The following is a 21,442-nucleotide window of genomic DNA, read 5'->3' as shown; positions in this document are numbered from 1 at the left end:
TCGGTATCAAAACGTTCCCCCGTCTGTTTCCCTGCAATATTGCAGGGGAATGGCGGGGGAATTTTTATGGCGCTGGCAAAAGCATTGGAATGGGGCGAAGGACCTGATCATTGCCGTGTTCAGCAGGCGGATCGTGTCAGTGCTGATCTGTCGCTTTGTCCCGCCCCAGGCTGAGCAAGCCTATGTATTGCTTGTATCTGCCTTTCCAGACAGGGTATGCAGTTGCCACAGCAGTGTCTGACGCGCATGTGCTATGCGCGGCTTCCGTAATTTACTGGGCAACCAGATCAGGTAATAGCGGATTTCGGTGTGACCGTGTGGTGGTGGAATTTCTTCCAGCAGTCCGCTACGCAACTGGGATTCGCACAAATACTGCGGCAACAGGGTCCAGCCGAACCCCTGGCTCAACAGGCTGCGCAAGCCGCGCAGATCCTGGCCGGTGAGCGCAGGGATCAGCCCAGGGGCATGGATACGGTTTTTTTCCAGCCAGTGGTCAATCAGTGAGCGCTCCAGATTGTAGGCGAGCAAGGGTTCTGCCAGCAGTGCCTCCCCCAGATTGCTGGCTGTCTTCAGCCGCTGTGCCACGGCGGGTGCAGCTACCAACAGAATCCGCTCACTCAGGATCAGTTCTCCCTTCAGCCGGCTATCGGTGACTGGATGAGCGGAGAAACCCAGGTCGTAGTGTTCCTCCAGTAACATCTGCGTCACCAGCGGCCCGTCACCGGCATGCAGTCGCACGCGGATTTCTTCTTTCAGCAAGGGGACGAGGGCAGGTGCCAGTTTTTCCGCCAGGAAGTCGGCATGACCGATGATGTGCAGATTGCCGGCGATATCCGCCGAGCGTGCCCGCGCCGTGGACAGCGCCGCCTCTGCCGCATCCAGCTTGTCGCCGATATCTGTAGCCAGTTCATCGGCTGCCGCAGTGGGCAACACCCCCTGGCTCTGCCTTACGAACAAGGGCCGTCCGATAGCCACCTCCAGGCCTGCAATATGTTGCGACACCGCCGGCTGGGTCAGGTTAAGGCTTCTGGCCGCGCCACTGATCGAGTGCTGACGGTACACCTCGATAAAGGTTCGGAGACGAAGGAGCGACATGGCTTGTCCATAAAAAAAATTATACCCCCGCCAAAATACCCTTGTTGGCGGCCAGATGCCAGTCTCCCCTATGATTCCCCCATCGCAAAAACCAACGGAATTCAAGGAGATAAGCATGCTGAGCACTGTCCTGTACCAAACCGAAGCCACTGCAACCGGCGGCCGTGATGGCTATGCCCGCACCGCGGATGGCTCGCTGAATGTCTGGCTGGGTCTGCCGCGCGAACTGGGTGGCAAGGATGTTGGCAATAATCCGGAACAGCTGTTTGCCGCCGGCTACGCCGCCTGCTTTCTCAGTGCCATGAAGACAGTATCCGCACTGAGCAAGGGCGCGCATCCCAAGGTACCGGACAGCGCCCGTGTCACCGCTCAGGTGAGCATTGGCCCGCGCATCGAAGGGGGTTATGGCCTGGCGATCAGCCTGAGCATCGCCTTGCCCGACATCGAGCGAAACCAGGCGGAAGCCCTGGTAGCCGCAGCACATGCCACCTGTCCTTACTCGAATGCCGTGCGAGGCAATGTCGACGTGGCATTGCACGTGATCTGACCTGGCTGCTGCATCCGGCTCATTGAAAGAGAAACCGCATATGGACACTCAAACACCACAAGACTTGCGCAACATTCTGCAAGCCATGAAAAACGCGCAACTGGCCGCCGGTCCGGCCAGCCTGGAATTACGACGTGACCGCCTGCTGCGCAGCGTGCGGCTGATCCAGGAAAACCATCAGGCACTGGCCGATGCCATCAGCGCCGACTTTGCCCACCGCAGTCAGTATCAAACCCTGCTGGTGGACATGATCACCACCATCAAGGGCTTGCAACATGCTGCCGAACACCTGGGTGAGTGGATGCGCCCGGAAGTGGTAGACGCTGGAGCGCCAGGTATCCAGGCCCGTATCGAGCAGCAGCCCTTGGGGGTGGTCGGCATCATCAGTCCGTGGAATTTTCCCATCAACCTGGCATTCGGGCCGTTGGCAGGGGTATTTGCTGCCGGTAATACCGCCATGCTCAAACCCTCTGAGCTGACACCACGCACTTCGGACCTGCTGGCCGAGCTGGTAGCGCACTACTTTGCCCCGCATGAATTGGTGGTGGTGCAAGGTGATGCCGACATTGGCCGGGCATTCAGTGCCTTGCCCTTCGATCATCTGGTGTTCACCGGCAGCACGGCCGTGGGCAAGCATGTGATGCGGGCGGCGGCGGAAAACCTGGTACCCGTCACACTGGAGCTGGGTGGCAAATCGCCGGTGCTGATCGACGACGATGCGGATCTGGACAGCGCCATCGCCCGCACGCTCACCATCAAGGCTTTCAATGCCGGCCAAATCTGCCTGTCACCGGATTACCTGCTGCTCACGCCGCGACATCGCGCCGGACTGCTTGAGGCCGCACGCAGCTTTGTCGCCAGCAGCTACCGCAGTTTTCAGGAAAATCCGGATTACAGCGCCATCATCAGCCCGCAGCATTTCGCACGACTACAAGGCTTGCTGGTTGATGCACGGGCCAAAGGTGCCACGGTCATCAGTCTGGCCGCAGCAGGGGAGGCGGATGCTGACCCGATCGGCAGAAAGATGGCTCCGCACCTGGTGCTGGATGCCACCGACGACATGGCCATCATGCAAGAAGAAATTTTCGGGCCACTGCTGCCGGTCATGCGCATCCCCGGCTTCGATGCCGCGCTGCAGTACATCAACGCCCATCCGCGCCCGCTGGCTGCCTATTACTTTGGCCATGAGCAGCAGAAACAGCAGGCTTTTAGCCAGCTCACCACTTCGGGTGCCGTGGTGATCAATGACGTGATGACCCATGCGGCCATCGACAACTTGCCCTTTGGCGGCGTAGGTGCTTCCGGCATGGGGGCCTATCACGGCATTCATGGTTTCAAGCGTTTTAGCCACGCCAAGGCGGTGGTGGTGCAAAGCGAAGATGGCGCGTCGAATCTGCGTCTGCGCGCCCCGCATCAGGACGGCCTCGTAGCAGTAAAAGCATTTTTGCAAACAGTCTGACACTGAAATCTGGCTCAACACGGGCCACAGCATAAAGGATATTCGATCATGAAAGTATTGATGGTACTGACCTCGCACGATCAACTGGGCAACACTGGCAAGAAAACCGGCTTCTGGCTGGAGGAGTTCGCCGCACCCTATTACGCCTTCAAGGATGCAGGAGCCGGGATTGTGCTGGCATCACCGCTTGGTGGCCAGCCACCACTCGACCCCAAGAGTGATCTGCCCGAATTTCAAACTGAAATGACTCACCGTTTCAAGGCCGATCCGCAGGCGCAGCAGGCCTTGGCCAGCACAGTATTGTTGGCCGAGGTAAAGCAGGAAGATTTCGATACCGTGTTTTACCCTGGTGGTCACGGCCCGCTGTGGGACTTGGCAGAATCAGCGCAGTCCATTGCATTGATCGAGTCGTTTGAGCGTGCTGGCAAGCCGATCGGTTTTGTATGCCACGCCCCGGCAGCGCTACGCCATGTCAAGGCGGCGAATGGCGAGTCATTGATCAAGGGCCGAAAAGTCACCGGTTTTACCAATAGTGAAGAGGCTGCGGTAGAACTGACTGATGTCGTGCCTTTCCTGATCGAAGACGAATTCAACAGTCAGCAAGCCATTTACCAGAAGGGCCCTGACTGGGCGCCTTTTGTTGTGCGGGATGGCACCCTGATTACCGGCCAGAATCCGGCCAGCTCCGAGGGTGTTGCCCAGGCACTCTTGGAAATGTTCGGCTAGCAGGAAGAATGGGAAGGCGCTGCCATCTGGCGCCTTCCCATGTCTACATCCACCCTTGCCGGTCTTCGACCACGGCCTGTTCTGGTTGGAGGCTCATCATCCGTATTCTGGTATCTGTCTGCTGTTCACTTGGGTAATCGTTCCCTGCATTGCAGTATTCCCCGCCACAGCGCTCCGCGGTACAGCTTTTCACAAGAGCCCATCAGGCAGCCGCAGTGCCCACTTCTCGCGCAAAAATACAAATAGATCAGTAAATTTACAAAAATATTCGTTTGACATTGTTGTATTGTGTTTCTGGTAATACGCTATTGGTATATAAAGCCAAAAAAAATCACAAACGCATTAATAAATACCAAAGCAAAGCATTTAATTGATGCTGTGCTGTCACTTGCTGCGGTGCATTGCAACATATGATCAAATTAAAGCAATTGATTGAATGTGTTGTTGATCGCTGTTGACCTTGGCGTAGAATCAGATAAACCATCCTGTCGTTGTGGAAAACAATGAATAGCAGATCAGTAAGAAAAATTCTTATTGCAGAAGATAACCCTAGCCAAGTATCTGTTCTTAAATCATTTTGCGAACAGTTGGATAATGTCCTGGTGCGGATTGCCTATGATGGTGTGCAGGCTTGTGACATTAGTAATGAAACCACGGCGCTCGATCTTGCTATTGTCGATCTTCATATGCCCAATATGGATGGTATTCAGTTGGTTGAGAAGTTGGCCAGACGTCCACAGCTTCCTGCACTCATCTTGATTAGCGGTAATTACTCGGATTTGCTTTCAACCAGCAAGCAGGCCGCCCAGGAGTTGGGTTTTACCCGAATCGGACAGCTGACCAAGCCGATAGACAAAGATGAACTGAAGCTGGAAATAGCGAACTTGCTGGATGTGTCGGCAAGCAACTTTGTAGTTGATAGTAACCTACCCTTGATTGACATTGTGACAGGGCTTGCGCGCAATCAGTTTTGTGCGTATTACCAAGCAATTTATGATCTGACATCAAAAAAAGCTGTTCAGATTGAGGCTTTGGCGCGCTGGATTCATCCACAGCATGGCGTGATCCCCCCTGGCAGTTTCATCGCCACACTTGAACATGAAGGCATGATCTCGCTGTTGACGCGTCGCATTGTTCAGACCAGTCTGGATTTACTGATAGGGCTGGCTGATGCTGGTGATTTGAAGGTTTCAATTAATTTATCCAGAAAGCTGTTGGTAGATGATGAATTTATTGAGTGGCTTATTGATCAGGTTGAGTTGAGAAGGATTGCTTTTTCGCGAATCGTTTTGGAAATAACCGAGACGATGGCATTTTCAAACGCGGGACATACCTTGGCGGCATTAATACGGCTGCGCATGCGTGGTTTTGAACTTTCGCTGGATGATTTTGGTACTGGGCATACTACGCTGGAGCATATTAAAAACTTGCCGATTACCGAATTGAAATTTGATCGCAGCATTGTCAATGATATCCACAAAAACAATCGTAGCCAGAATATTATTTCAGGAATGGCGAAAATTGCGGATGGGCTTGGTTTCAGAATGGTTGCCGAGGGCATTGATAATTCACAGGATTTGAACTACCTGCGCAAGCATCATCGCAATATAAACTTGCAAGGCTTCTTGCTGTGCAAGCCCGTGCCGGCTTCAGAGCTCGAGGGGCGGCTTGCGCTGAGTGAGGATATCGGGTGCTGGATGTAGCTGCAGCCTGTCTTGTGACACATTCATCTGCCTGGCGCAGGCATGTCTGCACGTCGCCCCGCATTGCGCGCGGCTAACAGTGAGCCAGGGGCCGCTCTGTCAGGCCAAGCGCTCAAGGCCGGGGCCTGCAGGCACAGCACCTTACCCGTTTGGGTGGGCGACTCGCCAGCCAGCAATATCATGCTTGCCTCAGCGCGTGGGCTGGCCGGCCGGATGCCGCAGCCGCTGCAGCAGGAAATCAACAAACGCGCGAACCCGGGCAGACAGATGGCGGTTCTGCGGATAGGTTATGGAAAACTGCCGTGATCTTCCACCATAGGCTTGCATCACTTCCAGCAACTCTCCCCGGGCCACAGCGGGCGCGGTGATGAAGTGATAGGTCTGGAATAATCCGCCATCGGCCTGTCCCCAGCTGATGCAGCCAAGCGCATCATCCAGCAGGCGCAAGCGGCTGTGGAACTGATGGTCCAGTGGCTGGCCATCGGGCATTTGCAGAATCCACGGCATGGGGCGGCCGGTGGTGGGCAGGATGAATTGCAGGCAATCATGCTGTGCCAGATCATCCAGCTGCTGTGGTACGCCGTGCCGGGCCAGATAGGCTGGCGTAGCAAATATGCCCACCGTGGCGTCTTCCAGCTTGTGTACGATCAGCCGCGAGTCTTGTGGTGTACCCACGCGGATGGCCAGGTCGTAACCCCCTTCCACAATGTCCGCCACCCGGTTGGACAGACTCAGCTCCAGTTCGATCTGCGGGTAAGTCGCCGTGAATTCGTGTAGTAGCGGCAACAGCCGGAAATTGGCATACAAGGTGCCGACACTGATGCGCAGCAAGCCACTGGGCACTTTCTGGTGGCCGCTAATGGTGCGTTCGGCCTCGGCAATCTGCTCCAGCGCCTGTCTGCACTCCTGCCAGTACAGTTCGCCTTCGCTGGTCAGCCGTACATTGCGCGTGGTGCGCGAGAACAGGCGCACACCCAGCCGCTCTTCCAGCCTTTTGATGGCGCGACTGACCGACGCAGGTGTCAGCCCCGACACTTCTGCGGCGGCGGAAAAGCTGCTCAGCTCTGCGGCTTTGCAAAACAGGGCGATGGTGCTGATCTGGGTGGCATCGAATGCAGGCATGGTTATTCTCTAGTGTAACAGATGATGTGATTTTACGGCTATTTATTCATTGATGTGTGATGCGTACAGTAGCAGTCAAGCTTTCTTACCTACAACTGCCGCAAGGAAAACATCATGAGTGACATTATCTGGCCCGCCGGCTATGTGCCCGGCTTTACCGACAATTACTGTTCCAATGAGGTGATTGTCACCGGGGTGACGATGGAAAAACTCTGGACCCTGCTGAATACCCCGCAGCTGTGGCCCAGCTATTACGCCAATTCGGCCAATGCCCGCTTCTACGATGGCAAGGGGCCGCAGCTGGCGTTTGGCGACCGTTTTTACTTTGAAACCTTCGGCTTTCCTGTCGAGGCCCAGGTGGTGGAGCATGTAGCGCCGCTGCCTGGTCAGCCTGCGCGCATCGCCTGGCATGGCTGGGCCGGCAGCACTGCGGAAGACCGCCTGGACGTGCATCACGCCTGGCTGATTGAAGAACTCTCTGCCGGCCGGATACGCATCCTCACCCAGGAAACCCAGAACGGCAAACCTGCCCAGGCACTGGCACAAGCCAAACCGAATCCCATGATCAACGGCCACCAGGACTGGCTGGATGGCATGGTGGCTGCTGCACGCCAGTGAGCTGAGGGGGAGGGCAAGCACGGCCATGCCTGCCGGGGCACTGCGGCTCAGACGGGCTGGAACTGCTTGCGGTAGGCTGCCGGCGTGCAATGCAGCTCGCGCTGGAATAGTCGACGAAAGCTGGCGCTATCGCTATAGCCCAGCTGCTGGACAATCTGCTCCAGTGGCAAGTTGCTGCCCTCCAGCCAGCGCCGGGCGGCATGCAGGCGTAGCTGCTGCAAATAGCGCAGCGGGGATACGCCCAATACCTGGTTGAAGCGGCGGATCACCGTGCGGCTGCTGCTGCGCGCATGCCCGGCCAGCGCTTCCAGACTGAAGGGCGCGGCCAGATTGTCCTGCAGCCAGTACTGACAGCGCAGTACCAGCGCATCATCATGCCCGGCAAAGCTCTGCATGGTCATATACGGTGCCTGGCTGCTGTGCTGAGGCCCGGTCAGCAGCAGGCGCGAACAGGCCAGGGCGATTTCCTGCCCGCCGTGCTGCCTGACCAGATGCAAGGCCAGCTCTATATAAGAAGTACTTGCCCCGCCGCATAGCAGGCCCGGGCTTTCGCTCATGGTGGCATAGGGTTGTAGCTGCACTCTTGGATAGCGGTTACGAAACCAGGTGGTCAGCCACCAGCTGATGGCGGCCGGCCGCTCATTCAGTACTCCGCTTTCCGCCAGCAAGGGGATGCCGGTACAGAATGAAAGCAGCTGCTTGCCTGCCGCATGCCAGGCTGAAATCGCCATCCGCCTGCAGCAGGATGCCCGATGCGCTTTGCACCGGCTCGGCTTGCTGGCTGCACAGGGTCCAGCCAAATAGCGCTGCCTGTCCCTTGCGCTCGGCCAGTTGATTGGCAAATAACAGGATGTCGATGAAACCGGTGACGCTCCCGGCATAGCAGTGCTGGGGAAGCAGGATGCTGATCTGGTACATGAGGTGGCGTTATTGACCTGAATATTGTCGATATTGCCACTGTGCCGGCTGGTTTGCCATGGCTACACTGCATGACAAACGGGGTAGGCCCCGGCCATACAGAGAAACAGCATGCATATCGATGAAATGATCCCCACCCTGCAAAGTGCAGACGCTACTGTTGCGCGGTTTGTTTGCGAAACAAGTGATGACTGGGCGCAGGGCCGCACCTTGTTTGGTGGCGCGCAAGCCATGCTGGCGGTGCGGGCCATGCGCCAATGGCTGCCGGCATTGCCGCCCTTGTGGTCGCTGCACAGCACCTTTGTGGCGCCGATTGCCGCAGGCCAGATACTGATTGAAGTGACGCTGCTGCGGCAGGGCAAAACCGCAGTCCAACTGAGCGCCCGCCTGCTGGACGGCGAGCAGACTGCTGCCATCTTCATCGCCGCTTTTGGCCAGTCACGGAATTCCGCCATACAGTTGAACCCGGCTGCCTGCCCGCTCGGCACCGCTGGCGAGACAGCCCAGGAACTTCCCTATATCGCCGGCCTCACCCCGGCCTTTACCCAGCATTATGCTTATCGCTGGCTGGCCGGAGCCTTGCCTTTCAGTGGTGGCAGCCAGCCGGTCAATCGCATTCAGCTACGCCAGCGTGATGCTGGTGTGCTGGATGAGGCACACATCGTGGCGCTGGCAGATGCCATTCCACCCGTGGCCTTGTCGCTGCTGCAGGGACTGACGCCGGCCAGCACACTGAGCTGGTCGCTGGAATTCGTGCGCCACCTGCCGCCCATCAGCGCCGAGGGCTGGTGGCATATGGATGCCACCTTGCTGGCTGCCCGCGATGGTTATTGCAATCAGGATGCCTATCTGTACGGGCCGGATGGCGAGTTGATGGCCTTGTCGCGCCAGGTGGTGACGGTATTTGGCTGAGTCAGCGAGTTGATGGCTCAGGCATCTGGCCTGATCGCCAGTGTTAGATGAAACCCATGCAATGCCAGCGGGGCTGGCAAAAGCGCTATTGGTCGCTGGCCGCGCAGCCAGCAGCGGCAGCTTGCTCATTGACTCAGCAAGCCCGGCAGTCAGCAGGGCGATGAGGTGCTTGCACGGCCCTGGTTGCTAGTCATCAGGAGAGAACAGCTCATGGCCCGATTCATGCTTGCCACTTGGCCATCTGAAACAGAAGGTTTAGTGTGGCCGAGTGGATATGCCTTATCCACTGGCGATAGGAGGCATGATGCAACATTCGATTGCACTGGAGACCGCGGGTGCGCTGCTGGGCAGCATGGGCACGCCACAGTTCACCACGCGCTTGTGGCAGTGGCTGCATGGTGCGGTAGACCCCAGTTCCTATCACATGACGGCCCTGCGTTTTCGCCGTGGCGGCTACCAGCAGCCGGTGGAGCAGCTGGATGTGTTGTTCTTTGCCGGCGAGGCGGATCCGGAAGAAACCCGGCTGGCCTTGTCGCTATACCAGCGCGATATGGAATGGAAGCAGGACCAGCAGTTGCTGCAATTCATCGAACAGGTGCAGGACCCGCAGCTGGTGTTGTCACGCAATGAGCACTATCCGCCCACAGCCTATGGCCGCATGATCGCGCAAAGCCCGCTGGGCGAGGAGTGCAGCCTGCTGGGCTGTGAAACCGACTATGTGTACCTGCTGTCGATTTTCCGCTGTCGCAATACCCCTTCCTTTACCCTGGCCGAGCTGGGCCGCTTACGCCAGACCTGCCATTTTCTGATGCCGCTCCTGGCGCAGCATGCACGGCTCAGTTCGCCCTGTATTGCACCAGCGCAAGATGTGCTGCTGCACTATTTTGATCGCTGCCTGCAGCTGGCCGGCAAGCAGTTGTCAGCACGCGAACGGCTGATCTGTCATGCCATGCTGCAAGGCTGGTCGGTGCCGCAGATTGCCGAACATGTCTCGATCAGCCCGTGCAGCGTACGCACCTATATGGAGCGTGCGCTGACCAAGATTGGTGTGGCCAGCAAGTCCGAACTGTTTGCCTGGTGCGTGGCCGTGGAGCAGCGTCACCATCAGCCTGCCGCTTTGTCCTGAAATACGAGGACAGACAGCTTGTCGCCCTCCCGCCATGATCAGAACCGGTTGCACACGGTTCTGCCCCAGGGCGCAACAGCCTCCTGACGCATGACCCTGTGTTGGTCATGAATCAGGAGGCAGGCATGCAGTATCCCGAAAAAATCTATTACAACGGCAGCATCCATACCGGCAACGACTTCAGCGCCATGCACAGTGCGCTGGCCATTGGCGGTGGCAAGATCATCGCCAGCGGCGATGACCAGACCATACGCGCCATGGCCGGCAGCCAGACCGAGCAGATCGACCTTGCTGGCAAGCAGATCATCCCCGCTTTTGTCGATGGCCATGCCCATCCGCTGGAAGGCCAGCAGATGGTGGGCGATACCGACCTGGAGCGCGCCGATAGTGCCGAAGGCGTGCTGCAACTCATCCGCGAAGCCGCTTTGGCACAGGCGGACGAGCAATGGGTATTTCTCGGCGGCATTGATTTAAACGTATTCGGCAGCTATCCCACCCGCCAGCAACTTGACGTCGCACTGGCCGACCGCCCGCTGCTGCTGCTGGGGCACGACGTGCACAGTGGCTGCCTGAATAGCGCCGGGCTGGCGGCGGCCGGCATCAGCGCCGATACCAGCGACCCCAGCGGCGGCATCCACGAGCGCGAGCCGGACAGCCGCCAGCCCAGTGGTGTGGTGCATGAGGCTGCGCTGTACCGCCTGTTCGGACTGATTCCGCAGCTGGGGCCGGCGCGCTATCCGCAATCGCTGGCCAAGGCCATTGCCATGGCACACCGCCTGGGCATTACCGGCTGGTTTGATGCCCGTGTGGACGAAGGCCTGCTACAGGCTTATGCCAACGCCCGCGATGCCGGCAGCCTCAAGCTGCATGTCAGTGCCGGCTTGCTGGCTACGCCGCGTCATGATCCGGCAGTGCAGATTGCCCGTTTTCGTGAGTGGAAACAGCGCTACGAGGGCGACACCCTGCATGTGCACACGGTGAAAATCTTCATTGATGGCGTGACCGAATCGCGTACTGCCGCGCTACTGGAACCTTACCCCGGCACCGACGACAGCGGCCTGGCCTTGTGGCAGCAGCCGGCACTGAATGAAATCGTCGCCATGGCCGACGCGGCTGGTTTCGACCTGCATTTCCATACCCTGGCGGATCGCGCCGTGCGCATGGCCCTGGACGCGCTGGAATGGGCTGCCAGCTGCAATGGCCCGCGCGAGCGCCGCGCCCAGCTGGCGCATTTGCAGCTGGTACACCCGGACGACATGCCCCGCTTTGCGCCGTTGGGGGCCATTGCCAGCGTGCAGGCTTTGTGGACGGCGGCCGCGCCGGCCTTGCAAGCGCTGTACTGCGACATTCTGGGCAGCGAGCGGGCAGGGCGCAGCTATCCCTTCCGCAGCCTGCGCAATGCCGGTGCCATGCTGGCTGGCGGTTCGGATTGGCCGGTTTCCACCATGGACCCGCTGGAAATCATGCAAACCGGTGTCACCCATCTGCCGGCGGATCATCCCGCAGCCATGCCATGGAATCCCGACGAACGGCTGGACCTGCAAGTCATGCTGCAAGCCCACACCCTGAATGCCAGCCATGCGTTGCGGCTGGATGAGTGCTGCGGCCTGCTGCCGGGCAATGAGGCCAATTTTGTCATTCTGGCCGGCAATATCTTCGCGCTGCCGCTCTCCGGGCTGAACCATTCGCTGGTGCAGGCCACGGTGTTCCGCGGTGAAACGGTGTATCGCGCCAGCCCAAACTGAGCGATGGCCGCGACTGATTGATTGTGTTGTACCCACCATGCCGCCTGTAGAGCGGCGATAACGACAAAGGCTGAGAAATGAGAAAACTGATCCATACCTGTTGTGCGCTGGCCCTGCTGGGCAGCGTTTCTGGCCATGCGGCTGCCGATGCCGGCCAGGTCAATGTCTACAACTGGGGCAATAGCCTGGCCAAAGACAGCAATGCCAACTTCCTCAAGCAAACCGGCATCAAGGTGCGCTACCAGGAGTTCGACAGCAATGACACGCTGATGAGCAAGCTGCTGGTGGGTAATTCCGGTTACGACGTGGTGGTGCCATCGGATGCCTACTTTGGCCGCCAGTTGCAGGCTGGACTGTTCCGCAAACTGGACAAGAGCAAGATTCCCAATCTGGCCAAGCTTGATCCGGTGCTGATGAAGATTCTGGAAAGCAGCGACCCGGGTAATCAATATGGTGTTCCGCTGAACTGGGGGACGGATGGCATCGGTATCAACCTGCAAAAAGTGGAGACCGTGCTGGGCAAGGGCGTGCCGCTCAATACCTGGGACATGTTGTTTGACCCCAAGTACATGGCCAAGCTGTCCAAGTGTGGTGTGTCGGTGCTGGATTCGCCGGTGGACGTATTCGGCATGGGCTTGTACTACCTGAAAAAGAACCCGCTCAGTACCAATCCGGCGGATTACCAGGAGGTATTCAAGCTGCTGAAAACCATCCGCCCTTATATCGGCCAATTCAACTCCAGCAGCTACGCACCCGATCTGGCCAGTGGCGATATCTGTATGGCCTTCGGTTACTCCGGTGATGTGAATACCGCCCGCCTGGCCGCACAGGCCGCGCACAAGCCTTACACCATCCAGTACATCCTGCCCAAGGAGGGCAGCGTGATCTGGTTTGACGTGATGGCAGTTCCCAAGACTGCGTCGAATGTCGATGCCGCGATGAAATGGATCAACCATGTCATTTCGGCCAACGAAGCAGCGGCGCTGAGTAATGAAACCTTTTACCCCACTGCCGTACCGGCAGCCAAGCCACTGATCAAGCCGGAGGTGCTATCCGACCCGACGGTCTACCCGAGCGCGGCCGAGATGAAGAAGCTGTTCACCGTACGTGCCTTGCCTACTGAAATCATGCGGCTGGAAACCCGGCTGTGGCAGGAACTGAAAACCCACTAAGCACCACGCATCAGTCACTCGGGGAAGCTCATCATGCAACTGAAACATATCGCCCTGGCCATCATGGCGCTGCCGGTCTGTGCCCAGGCCGCCAGCGAGGCCACCTCGCCCTTGCTGCAAAAACTGGAAGCCCTGGAGCAGCAAATCAAAGCCTTGCAGCAAAGCAATGCGCAGATTCCCTTGCTGCAACAGCAAGTGCAAAACCTGCAGCAGCAACTGGGGGTGACGGCAGATGCGGTCCCGGCCCCGGTCAATGCCGGTACGCCGCCGGCCGATGCGGCCGACGAGCCGGAAACCCTCAAGCAAACAGTGAACAGTCTCAAGATCAAGGTGGATACGCTGAGCGAAGCGGCGCAGACCGGGCCGATAGCCGGGCTGAGCGTGACCGGCTTTGTGGATCCGATGTTTCTGTACAACCGCAACAGCAACTCCGCCAGCTTCCATTTTCTTAACAAGAACGGTGCCTACAACTATTACGACAGCAATCTGGGCGATGTCTATCTGGACATCAAGAAGACCTTTGGCGTAGGGCCAGAGGCGCCCAGTGTCGAGCTGGTGATCCAGCCGGACCGGGGCAGTGGTGCCAGTTTCAGCAGCGAAAGTGGCGGGTTGACCAACAGCATTTTCAATCAGGCGAATGTCAACCTGCCGCTAAGCAGCACCGACACCTTGCAGCTGGGTCTGTTGCCCAGCCTGGCCGGCTATGAGCCTAATCCCACCAGTCAGACGCAAACCCTTACCCACAACCTGCTGTTTGATTTCAGCGAGCCCGCTTCCTATCTGGGCATGAACTACAAGTTGTTTACCAACAACTACCAGACACTGTGGCAATTCATGCTGGCCAACGAGCAGCTCAAGTCGGCCGGGGCGGTGGTCAGCGGGCAGAATGGCCGCAGTAGCAGTAACAGCACGCCCACGCTGGCGGCGCGGGTGGATTACCAGTACACCACTTCGCTGGATTTGGGCTTTTCCGCCAATATTGGCCGGCAAACCCTGTTCACCCCGTCCAGCTGCAGTGGTGGCTATGGTTATCAGTGCAATCTGTCCTCGCCGTTTGGCCGCTATGCCTATGCCGAGGCCGACCTGACCTATACCTGGGCGGACATCCAGTACAACGCCCAGGTCGACTACGGCCAGCAGGCCCACGCGGCCTGGAATGGCGGCATGGCACAGTGGTATGGCTTTTCCCTGCTGGGCAGCAAGAAATGGCATACCGACTGGCTGGGCAAGGTGGGCACGGTGCTGCGCTTTGATTACCTGAACAACAGCCGCAACGGAGGCGGTGGCAGCGGCATCCTGTACGGCTTGAGCGGGAACACTGCCAGCATCAATCCCACCAGCGGCTGGGGGGTGGACCAGCAATGCCTGAATGCCTCAAGCAATAATGGCATGGACTGCAAGGGGACCAACCGCGGCGACATTGCACTGGACCTGTTGTTCTACCCGACCGACAAGATGACGGTGAAAGTGGAATATCGTCACGACTTTGCCAGCAATGCGGTGTTCCAGCGCAACGATGGCAGCCTGTCGCGCAATAACGATATTTTTGCCACGCAGTTCATTTACTCCTTCTGATCGCCTGGCTCACACCATCCCGCCTATGTTGGCGGGATGGTGGCCGTATCAGCGCCGCCGGCCCCTGGTCAACCCAATCCAGCCATTTCCCTTTGCCAGAACCATTGGCCGCAGATACGGCGCCAGCCGGGCTGCCCGACCGCTAGCTGACACAGTGTTGCGCCAGTTCTGCCGTCCGGCGGGGTGTGTAGCTCGCTGCTGGCGGACTGCATGGCAGCAGGTCGCTGGCGCATATCTTGCGCACTTCCTCCAGCAGTGCCTGCATGGCGGGAGGAGGGTGGCAGCCGGAGCGCTGGATAATTCCTATGCTTCGCTCGGCGTCGCCCAGGTCGACATTCAATTCGACAATGTCCCCTTTTTCCATTTCATAGCGTAGTTGATGGGGTGAGCAGGCCGTCAGCAGATCGCTGTGGGTCAGCAGATTGCGCACGACGGCCAGGTCACCACTTTCCACCGAGGGCTGCGGGGCGCTGAGTCCTTGGCGGGTAAACGACCTGACCAGGGCCCGCCGTGCGGGAGAGTCCTGCCGGGGCAGGATCCAGCCGTTGTGCTGCAGGGTGGCCAGGCTGAGGTGGCCCGGCGTGCGGGTCAGCGGGTGATTGGCGCGGCAGAAAATGCGTACCTGATCGACAAACAAGGCTTCGCTGACCAACTGCCGGTTTTCCTCTTGCGGCCGCAGTGCGCCAAAGATGAAGTCGATGTCGCCACAGCCCAGGTCGCGTGCCAGCTCTTCGTAAGAGCTTTCGCGTGTCTTGATCTGTATGCCGGGATATTTTTGCAAAAGATGCACGATGGCCAGCGGCAGCAGGCGCGTGCGGCCCAATGGCAAGGCCCCCACCGTGATACAGCCCTCGACGCTGCCTTGCAGCGCCATCAGGTCGGCCTGCATGTGGCGCACTTCGGCAAACACCCGTTTTGCATGCAGCAGCAATGGCTCGGCCGCTTCGCTGACGACCAGTCCTTGTGCCGTGCGCTGGAATAGCGGCTGGCCCACCGATTCTTCCAGCCGTGCCAGCGACATGCTGATGCCGGATTTGCTCATGCCCAGATGGTGGCAGCTGGCAGCAATCTGGCCATGGCTGGCCAGACTGACAAAAACGCGCAATTTGTTACCGGATAGCAGTAACTGGGTGAGGACGGCCGGATCTTTCCTGGTGCTCTGGCCGTTACACAAGGTTGTTGCTGCCTGGCGGATTTCGGCCTGAATGCGCCGTGCCCGCAAATGGACGGCTTCGCCATAGGCATTGAGCAACATGCCGCGCGGGCGGCGTTCGAACAGGCTGACGCCCAGCAATTGCTCCATCTGGGTCAGGGCTCGGGTGATGGCCGAGGCGGCCTTGAAAATCTGCTCGGATGAACGGGTGACGCTGCCTGTATGTGCTACTGACAGAAATACGCACAGATAGCGCAACACGTCATCCCGGTCCGCGCGGGCGGCAGGGGTGGTCATGAGTCTCTCCTCCATCAATGCAAGGTCCGTGATCACCGGGCGTTTCGTTGGCGCACCCGAGCGAACCGGAGGTTTTTTTGCTTTGTGGGGCATTCTGCGGCTAAGGTGCGATTCATCAAAGATGCTAAAACTGTGCTGGCGATCAGCTTTGTTGATCGCCAGGGCCGGTGGGAATGACTGGTGAGGAGGGAAGAATGAAACTGGCAACACTGGCGGCGCTGATCGCTGCCGTGGAAGAGGGCAGCATGCGTGCGGCAGCCCGGCGGCTTGCTTGCTCGCAACCGGCGCTGACCCGGATGATCCGCGAACTGGAGCTGGAACTGGCTGCGCCATTGCTGGTGCGCTCCTCACGCGGGGTGCAGCCCACGGCGCAAGGCCGGGTGTTGTATGAGCGGGCGGTGCGGGCGCGCCACGAGCTGGATGCCGCAGCCGATGAAATCAGCCAGATCGGTGGTCACCTGGTGGGCAAACTGCATATTGGCGCAGTGCCATTGGCCGTGATGCTGCTGATACCGGAGGCCATGCGCACCTTTGTGCGTGAGTTTCCGCAGATTCAGTTGCGCATCAGCGAAGAGCTGTATGTGGCGCAATTGCAAAAACTGCGTAGCGGCGAGGTCGACATCACCGTGGGTGGCATTCCGGATGACCTGTCTGCCGGCGAGTTCTATGTTGAGCCCTTGCTGGCCACCACAATGATTCCGACCGCACGCAAGGGCAGCCGCTGGTTGCAAGCAAAGAGTTTGCAGGATTTACAGCAGGCACCCTGGGTGTATACCGGTACCAACAGCCATTCCGGTTATGCACGGGCCCTGTTCGAACGCAATGGCCTGGAGGCACCGCAGCAAGGCGCGCTGGTCAATTCCACCCTGGCCTTGCTGTCGCTGGTGTCCACTGGCGATTACGTGGCTTTGCTGCCGCAGCAGATCGCCCACCAGCCATGGCTGGCCAATTATGTTGCCCCCATTGCACTGGCCGAAGCCGGCCTGCCGCTGCAGGTGGGCGCCATCTTGCGCCAGGAGCTGGCACTGGCCCCGGTGGTGCGCCATTTGCTGACCCATCTGCATCGCGCTGCCCATCACATCAATCGCGGCGACAGCCTGTTGTCCTGAGCATTCCCGCGTGTGCGGCGAGCAAGCTGCCGCTGCTTGTGCCGGCGGGCGGCCATCGAAAAAACTGGCTGGCCGCTGTCACAAAATGAGAATGCACAGTCACGAAGGGGCAAAGTCGGCCCGGCTCCCTCCGCATATATTGTTGGCACGAGAAGAAATTTGCCCAGGCAATGCGGAGGATGAGCATGAATTCGACAGCACGATACAGTGGCCTGCAGGCGCTGCCCTGCGTGTGGATGCGCGGCGGTACGTCCAAGGCGGCATTCTTTCACGCGGCAGACCTGCCAGCCGACCCGGCCAGCCGTGACCGCCTGCTACTGGCCGCCATGGATGGCAGCGACTTGCGCCAGATCGACGGCATTGGCGGTGCCCATCCGCTGACCACCAAGATCGCCATCATTTCTCCCTCCAGTCGTGACGATGCCGATATCGATTATCTGTTCGGCCAACTGGTGATCGGGGCCAATCGCATCGACTACGCGCCCACCTGCGGCAATATCCTGGCCGGGGTGGCGCCGTTTGCACTGGAAGAGGGGCTGCTGCCCTGTGCTGATGGCGAAACCCGCGTGCGCATTCACATGGTGAATACCCAGTCGCTGTGTGAAGCCGTGCTGCCCACCCCGGGCGGCAAGGTGAGCTACCAGGGTACTACCCGCATCAGCGGCGTACCCGGCAGTGCCGCCGCCATCGAACTGCGTTTTGCCGATGTGGCCGGCTCCTCCTGCGGAGCGCTCTATCCCACCGGGCAGGCGCAGGATGTGGTCAACGGCGTTCCGGTCACCTGCATCGACAACGGCATGCCGGTGGTGCTGCTGCGGGCTGCCGATCTGGGCATCAGCGGTTATGAAAGCCCGGCCGAGCTGGACGCCCACGACAGTTTCAAGCAGCAGCTGGAAGCCATCCGCCTGGCCATCGGCCCGCGCATGGGGCTGGGCGATGTCAGCCATCGCGTAGTACCCAAGATGACGCTGATTGCCGCGCCGATTGCTGGCGGGGCCATTCATACCCGTACTTTCATTCCGAAAAAATGCCACGACGCCATTGGCGTGCTGGGCGCTGCCTCGGTGGCCACCGCCTGTGTCGACCCGGCCACGGTGGCCGCTGGCCTGGCCGTGCTGGCTGGCGGTGAGGCGGTTTCGGTGGAGCACCCCAGCGGTGAATTCACTATCCGCCTGACGCCGCAAGGCGATGCCGCACCTGCGGTGGCGCTGATCCGTACCGCTCGACCGCTGTTTCGCGGAGAGGTATTGCTGCCGCGTGGCTAGACGCGGCTGATTTCATAGACTGACAAGAAAAAATCATGTGGCGCGGCACGATCTGCGCCCAACGTTCGCAACAGGAGAGATTCATGAAACAAGCTGAAGTACTGGACGTGCGCGAGTTTATCAACGCGCGCAAGATGTCGGCCTTTCAATGGGGGCTGGTGGTCTTGTGTTTTCTTATCGTGGCCGTGGATGGCATGGATGTGGCCATCATGGGCTTTGTTGCGCCCAGCATTCTGGGTGAGTGGCATATCTCGCGTCCGGCCTTTGGTGTGGTGATGGGCGCTGCTCCCATCGGCCTGGCGGTGGGTGCCTTGCTGGCCGGCTCTTCGGCGGACTGGTTTGGCCGGCGCAAGGTGTTGCTGGGCTCGGTACTGGGCTTTGGCCTGGCGACGCTGGCCACGGCTCATGCCACCAGCCCGCAAGGGATGGCCGCGCTGCGCTTTGTCACCGGCCTCGCGCTGGGTGCTGCCATGCCCAATACCACTACGCTGATCTCCGAATACATTCCGGAGCGCATTCGTTCTTCGGTGATTGCCACCATGTTTACCGGCTTCAACCTGGGCTCGGCGGCCATCGGCTTTGCCGCTGCCTGGCTGACTCCGCGCTTTGGCTGGCAGGCGGTGCTGACCTTTGGCGGCCTGATGCCGCTTATCCTGCTGCCTTTCATGTTCTTCCTGCTGCCTGAATCCGCCCGTTATCTGGTGGGCAAGGGTGCACCGGCCGAGCGCGTGCGCCCGCTGCTCGCGCGCGTGTGTCAGGTGAAGCTGGACAGCTATCAGGTATTTGTTTCGCAAGAAGCCCCGGTCAGCGCCAAGCAACCGTTGGGCGTGCTGTTTTCCCGCGGTTATGCGCTGAAAACCTTCAGCCTGTGGCTGACCTACTTCATGGGCCTCTTGGTGATCTACCTCACCACCAGCTGGCTGCCCACCATGATGAAGGACGCCGGCATCTCGATCGACCGTGCCTCCACCCTGACCGCGATGTTCCAGCTGGGTGGCACCGTGGGCGCCATCGTGGTGGGCTTTGCCATGGACCGCATCAAGCCCAGCCGCGTGATCAGCGCGTCTTACTTGCTGGGCGGCGTGGCGCTGCTGGTACTGGGTAGCAGCGGCTTGAATTCGGCCTGGATCGTGCTGGCCATCCTGGCCACCGGCTTCTGCCTGAGCGGTGCACAAACCGGCCTCAATGCTTATGCCCCCGGCTGCTATCCCACCATGGCCCGTGCCACGGGTGTGAGCTGGATGCTGGGCGTCGGCCGCCTGGGCAGCATTCTGGGTTCGTCCATCGGCGGCGTGCTGCTGAGCCTGGGCTGGGGTTTCGAGTCCATCTTCCTCGCGCTGGCGATTCCGGCGGTGATTGCCGCAGCGGCCATTTTGGGCGGTAACCGGCAAGGCAGCGCGCAAGCCTGATTTTTCACTACGGCGGCGGTAGTGCGGCTACCGCCCCTTGCACTCAATAACACAAGGCAGACTTGATATGGCAACCATCATCGGCGGCATCGCCTGTTCCCATACTCCAACCATCGGCTTCGCGGTGGACCGCAACAAGCAGGACGACCCGGTATGGGCGCCCATTTTTGAGGCCTTTGCCCCGGTCAAGGCCTGGCTGGCTGAGAAAAAGCCGGATGTGCTGTTCATGATTTACAACGACCATGTCACGTCTTTCTTTTTCGACCATTACTCCGCCTTCACCCTGGGCATAGACCAGCGTTACGAAGTGGCGGACGAGGGCGGTGGTGCACGCGATCTGCCGCCGGTGGCCGGCCACGCCGCGCTGTCGCGCCATATCGGCCACAGCCTGATGGCAGCCGAATTCGACATGTCTTTCTTCCAGGACAAGAAGCTGGATCACGGCTGCCTGTCGCCGCTGTCCATGCTCAACAATGGCAAGAGCGACTGGGATGTGCCCATCGTGCCGCTGGCAGTGGGGGTGTTGCAGTTCCCGGTGCCGTCCGCCGCGCGCTGTTACAAGCTGGGCAAGGCGCTGCGCGATGCCATCGAAAGCTATCCGGAAGACCTGAAAGTGGCCATCGTCGCTACCGGCGGTCTGTCGCACCAGGTGCATGGTGCGCGCTGCGGCTTCAATAACCCGGAATGGGATCTGCAGTTCCTGGAACTGTTCGAAAAAGACCCGCAGGCGCTCACCCGGCTGACGCTGGCCGACTACGCCGAGCTGGGCGGCATGGAAGGGGCGGAAGTCATCATGTGGCTGATCATGCGCGGCGCGCTGTCGGCACAGGTAAAGAAAATCCACCAGACCTACTACCTGCCGTCGATGACCGGGATCGCCACCGCCATTTACGAAAACGCCAGCCTGCCGCTGCCCAAGCCGCGCACGGCCGACCTGCGCCACACCATGGCGCGCGAACTGGCCGGAGCGGAAGCCCTCAGCGGCACCCATCCCTTCACGCTGGAGGCCAGCCTGCGCACCTATCGCCTGAACAAATTCCTGCGCGACATGGTGGACCCGGCACACCGCGAACTATTCCTTAATGACCCGCAAGCGGCGTATGCCAAGGCCGGGCTGACGGCCGAAGAAGCTGACATGCTGCAGCGGCGCGACTGGGATGCGCTGATCCGCTACGGGGTGATTTTCTTCGGCCTGGAAAAACTGGGTGCGGTAGTGGGTGTGTCCAATCTGCATATTTACGCCGCCATGCGCGGCCAGACGCTGGAACAGTTTCAAGCCACCCGCAATGCGCCGGGCGCGCTGTATTCGGTTACCGGCAAGGATGCTGGCGCGCTGGCCTGGGACCAGAACAAGCAGGGCTGAGCATTGCACAGCCGCTGCCCACAGGGCGGCGGCAAGACAACAAGGAATCACACCATGATCATCGACATCCACGGTCACTACACCACCGCTCCCAAGGCGCTGGAAGACTGGCGCAAACGCCAGATCGA

The 21,442-nt window shown here is 59.5% G+C and carries 19 protein-coding genes; 14 read left to right on the top strand and 5 right to left on the bottom strand.

Going from position 1 to position 21,442, the window contains the following annotated elements; all coding sequences use genetic code 11:
• Window positions 1–180: 180 nt before the first annotated feature.
• Window positions 181–1,095, bottom strand: coding sequence for a LysR family transcriptional regulator (locus tag EAY64_RS17165; protein WP_103525960.1), 915 nt, complete (start codon window positions 1,093–1,095; stop codon window positions 181–183).
• A gap of 115 nt (window positions 1,096–1,210) precedes the next feature.
• Between EAY64_RS17165 and EAY64_RS17160 the strand changes: the two genes are divergently transcribed.
• From EAY64_RS17160 to EAY64_RS17145, 4 genes are all read left to right on the top strand, one after another.
• The gene (locus EAY64_RS17160; protein WP_103525959.1) at window positions 1,211–1,642 is read left to right on the top strand and encodes an organic hydroperoxide resistance protein; all 432 of its coding nucleotides are present in this window, start codon (window positions 1,211–1,213) and stop codon (window positions 1,640–1,642) included.
• 40 nt (window positions 1,643–1,682) lie between these two features.
• Window positions 1,683–3,101, top strand: coding sequence for a coniferyl aldehyde dehydrogenase (locus EAY64_RS17155; protein WP_103525958.1), 1,419 nt, complete (start codon window positions 1,683–1,685; stop codon window positions 3,099–3,101).
• A 48-nt stretch (window positions 3,102–3,149) separates the two neighbouring features.
• The gene (locus EAY64_RS17150; RefSeq protein ID WP_103525957.1) at window positions 3,150–3,827 is read left to right on the top strand and encodes a type 1 glutamine amidotransferase domain-containing protein; all 678 of its coding nucleotides are present in this window, start codon (window positions 3,150–3,152) and stop codon (window positions 3,825–3,827) included.
• A gap of 503 nt (window positions 3,828–4,330) precedes the next feature.
• Window positions 4,331–5,530, top strand: coding sequence for an EAL domain-containing response regulator (locus EAY64_RS17145; RefSeq protein WP_103525956.1), 1,200 nt, complete (start codon window positions 4,331–4,333; stop codon window positions 5,528–5,530).
• A gap of 189 nt (window positions 5,531–5,719) precedes the next feature.
• On the opposite strand, the gene EAY64_RS17140 is transcribed toward EAY64_RS17145, so the two are convergent.
• Window positions 5,720–6,652: a LysR family transcriptional regulator gene (locus EAY64_RS17140; protein WP_103525955.1), complete on the bottom strand. Its 933-nt coding sequence runs from the start codon at window positions 6,650–6,652 to the stop codon at window positions 5,720–5,722.
• A gap of 114 nt (window positions 6,653–6,766) precedes the next feature.
• Here EAY64_RS17140 and EAY64_RS17135 point away from each other — a divergent pair, with 114 nt between their 5' ends.
• The gene (locus EAY64_RS17135) at window positions 6,767–7,270 is read left to right on the top strand and encodes an SRPBCC family protein (RefSeq protein ID WP_103525954.1); all 504 of its coding nucleotides are present in this window, start codon (window positions 6,767–6,769) and stop codon (window positions 7,268–7,270) included.
• Between the two features lie 47 nt (window positions 7,271–7,317).
• On the opposite strand, the gene EAY64_RS17130 is transcribed toward EAY64_RS17135, so the two are convergent.
• Window positions 7,318–7,938 carry a GlxA family transcriptional regulator gene (locus tag EAY64_RS17130; RefSeq protein WP_158604720.1) on the bottom strand — a complete coding sequence of 207 codons (621 nt, stop codon included), beginning with the start codon at window positions 7,936–7,938 and terminating at the stop codon, window positions 7,318–7,320.
• Window positions 7,910–8,188: a type 1 glutamine amidotransferase family protein gene (locus tag EAY64_RS20440; RefSeq protein WP_158604719.1), complete on the bottom strand. Its 279-nt coding sequence runs from the start codon at window positions 8,186–8,188 to the stop codon at window positions 7,910–7,912. Before EAY64_RS20440 ends, EAY64_RS17130 begins: the two co-directional genes overlap by 29 nt.
• Window positions 8,189–8,299: 111 nt before the next feature.
• On the opposite strand from EAY64_RS20440, the gene EAY64_RS17125 reads away from it, so the two are divergent.
• The 5 genes from EAY64_RS17125 (at window position 8,300) to EAY64_RS17105 (ending at window position 14,718) form a co-directional block, all read left to right on the top strand.
• The gene (locus EAY64_RS17125; protein WP_199734479.1) at window positions 8,300–9,100 is read left to right on the top strand and encodes an acyl-CoA thioesterase; all 801 of its coding nucleotides are present in this window, start codon (window positions 8,300–8,302) and stop codon (window positions 9,098–9,100) included.
• Between the two features lie 304 nt (window positions 9,101–9,404).
• On the top strand, window positions 9,405–10,226 hold the full coding sequence (locus EAY64_RS17120; protein ID WP_199107537.1) for a helix-turn-helix transcriptional regulator: 822 nt from the start codon (window positions 9,405–9,407) through the stop codon (window positions 10,224–10,226).
• A 125-nt stretch (window positions 10,227–10,351) separates the two neighbouring features.
• Complete coding sequence (locus tag EAY64_RS17115; RefSeq protein WP_103525951.1) at window positions 10,352–11,971, top strand: amidohydrolase; 1,620 nt, start codon at window positions 10,352–10,354, stop codon at window positions 11,969–11,971.
• A 77-nt stretch (window positions 11,972–12,048) separates the two neighbouring features.
• A complete protein-coding gene (locus EAY64_RS17110) occupies window positions 12,049–13,143 on the top strand; it encodes an extracellular solute-binding protein (RefSeq protein ID WP_103525950.1) in 1,095 nt (364 codons plus the stop codon).
• A gap of 33 nt (window positions 13,144–13,176) precedes the next feature.
• Window positions 13,177–14,718 carry a DUF3138 family protein gene (locus tag EAY64_RS17105; RefSeq protein ID WP_103525949.1) on the top strand — a complete coding sequence of 514 codons (1,542 nt, stop codon included), beginning with the start codon at window positions 13,177–13,179 and terminating at the stop codon, window positions 14,716–14,718.
• A gap of 142 nt (window positions 14,719–14,860) precedes the next feature.
• Here EAY64_RS17105 and EAY64_RS17100 read toward each other — a convergent pair whose 3' ends face one another.
• Window positions 14,861–16,168 carry a LysR family transcriptional regulator gene (locus EAY64_RS17100; protein ID WP_158604718.1) on the bottom strand — a complete coding sequence of 436 codons (1,308 nt, stop codon included), beginning with the start codon at window positions 16,166–16,168 and terminating at the stop codon, window positions 14,861–14,863.
• Between the two features lie 194 nt (window positions 16,169–16,362).
• Here EAY64_RS17100 and EAY64_RS17095 point away from each other — a divergent pair, with 194 nt between their 5' ends.
• The 4 genes from EAY64_RS17095 (at window position 16,363) to EAY64_RS17080 (ending at window position 21,314) form a co-directional block, all read left to right on the top strand.
• Window positions 16,363–17,277, top strand: coding sequence for a LysR family transcriptional regulator (locus EAY64_RS17095; protein ID WP_103525947.1), 915 nt, complete (start codon window positions 16,363–16,365; stop codon window positions 17,275–17,277).
• A gap of 185 nt (window positions 17,278–17,462) precedes the next feature.
• Window positions 17,463–18,542, top strand: a complete 1,080-nt coding sequence (locus EAY64_RS17090; protein WP_226034461.1) for a 4-oxalomesaconate tautomerase — start codon at window positions 17,463–17,465, stop codon at window positions 18,540–18,542.
• An 83-nt stretch (window positions 18,543–18,625) separates the two neighbouring features.
• Window positions 18,626–19,951: an MFS transporter gene (locus EAY64_RS17085; RefSeq protein WP_103525945.1), complete on the top strand. Its 1,326-nt coding sequence runs from the start codon at window positions 18,626–18,628 to the stop codon at window positions 19,949–19,951.
• A 67-nt stretch (window positions 19,952–20,018) separates the two neighbouring features.
• Complete coding sequence (locus EAY64_RS17080; protein ID WP_103525944.1) at window positions 20,019–21,314, top strand: gallate dioxygenase; 1,296 nt, start codon at window positions 20,019–20,021, stop codon at window positions 21,312–21,314.
• Window positions 21,315–21,442 lie beyond the last annotated feature (128 nt).

This window comes from Aquitalea palustris (assembly GCF_003693445.1).
Taxonomy (GTDB): Bacteria; Pseudomonadota; Gammaproteobacteria; order Burkholderiales; family Chromobacteriaceae; genus Aquitalea; species Aquitalea palustris.
The sequence above is the reverse complement of the archived record's forward strand: the minus strand, read 5'-3'. Positions and strand labels throughout refer to the sequence as shown.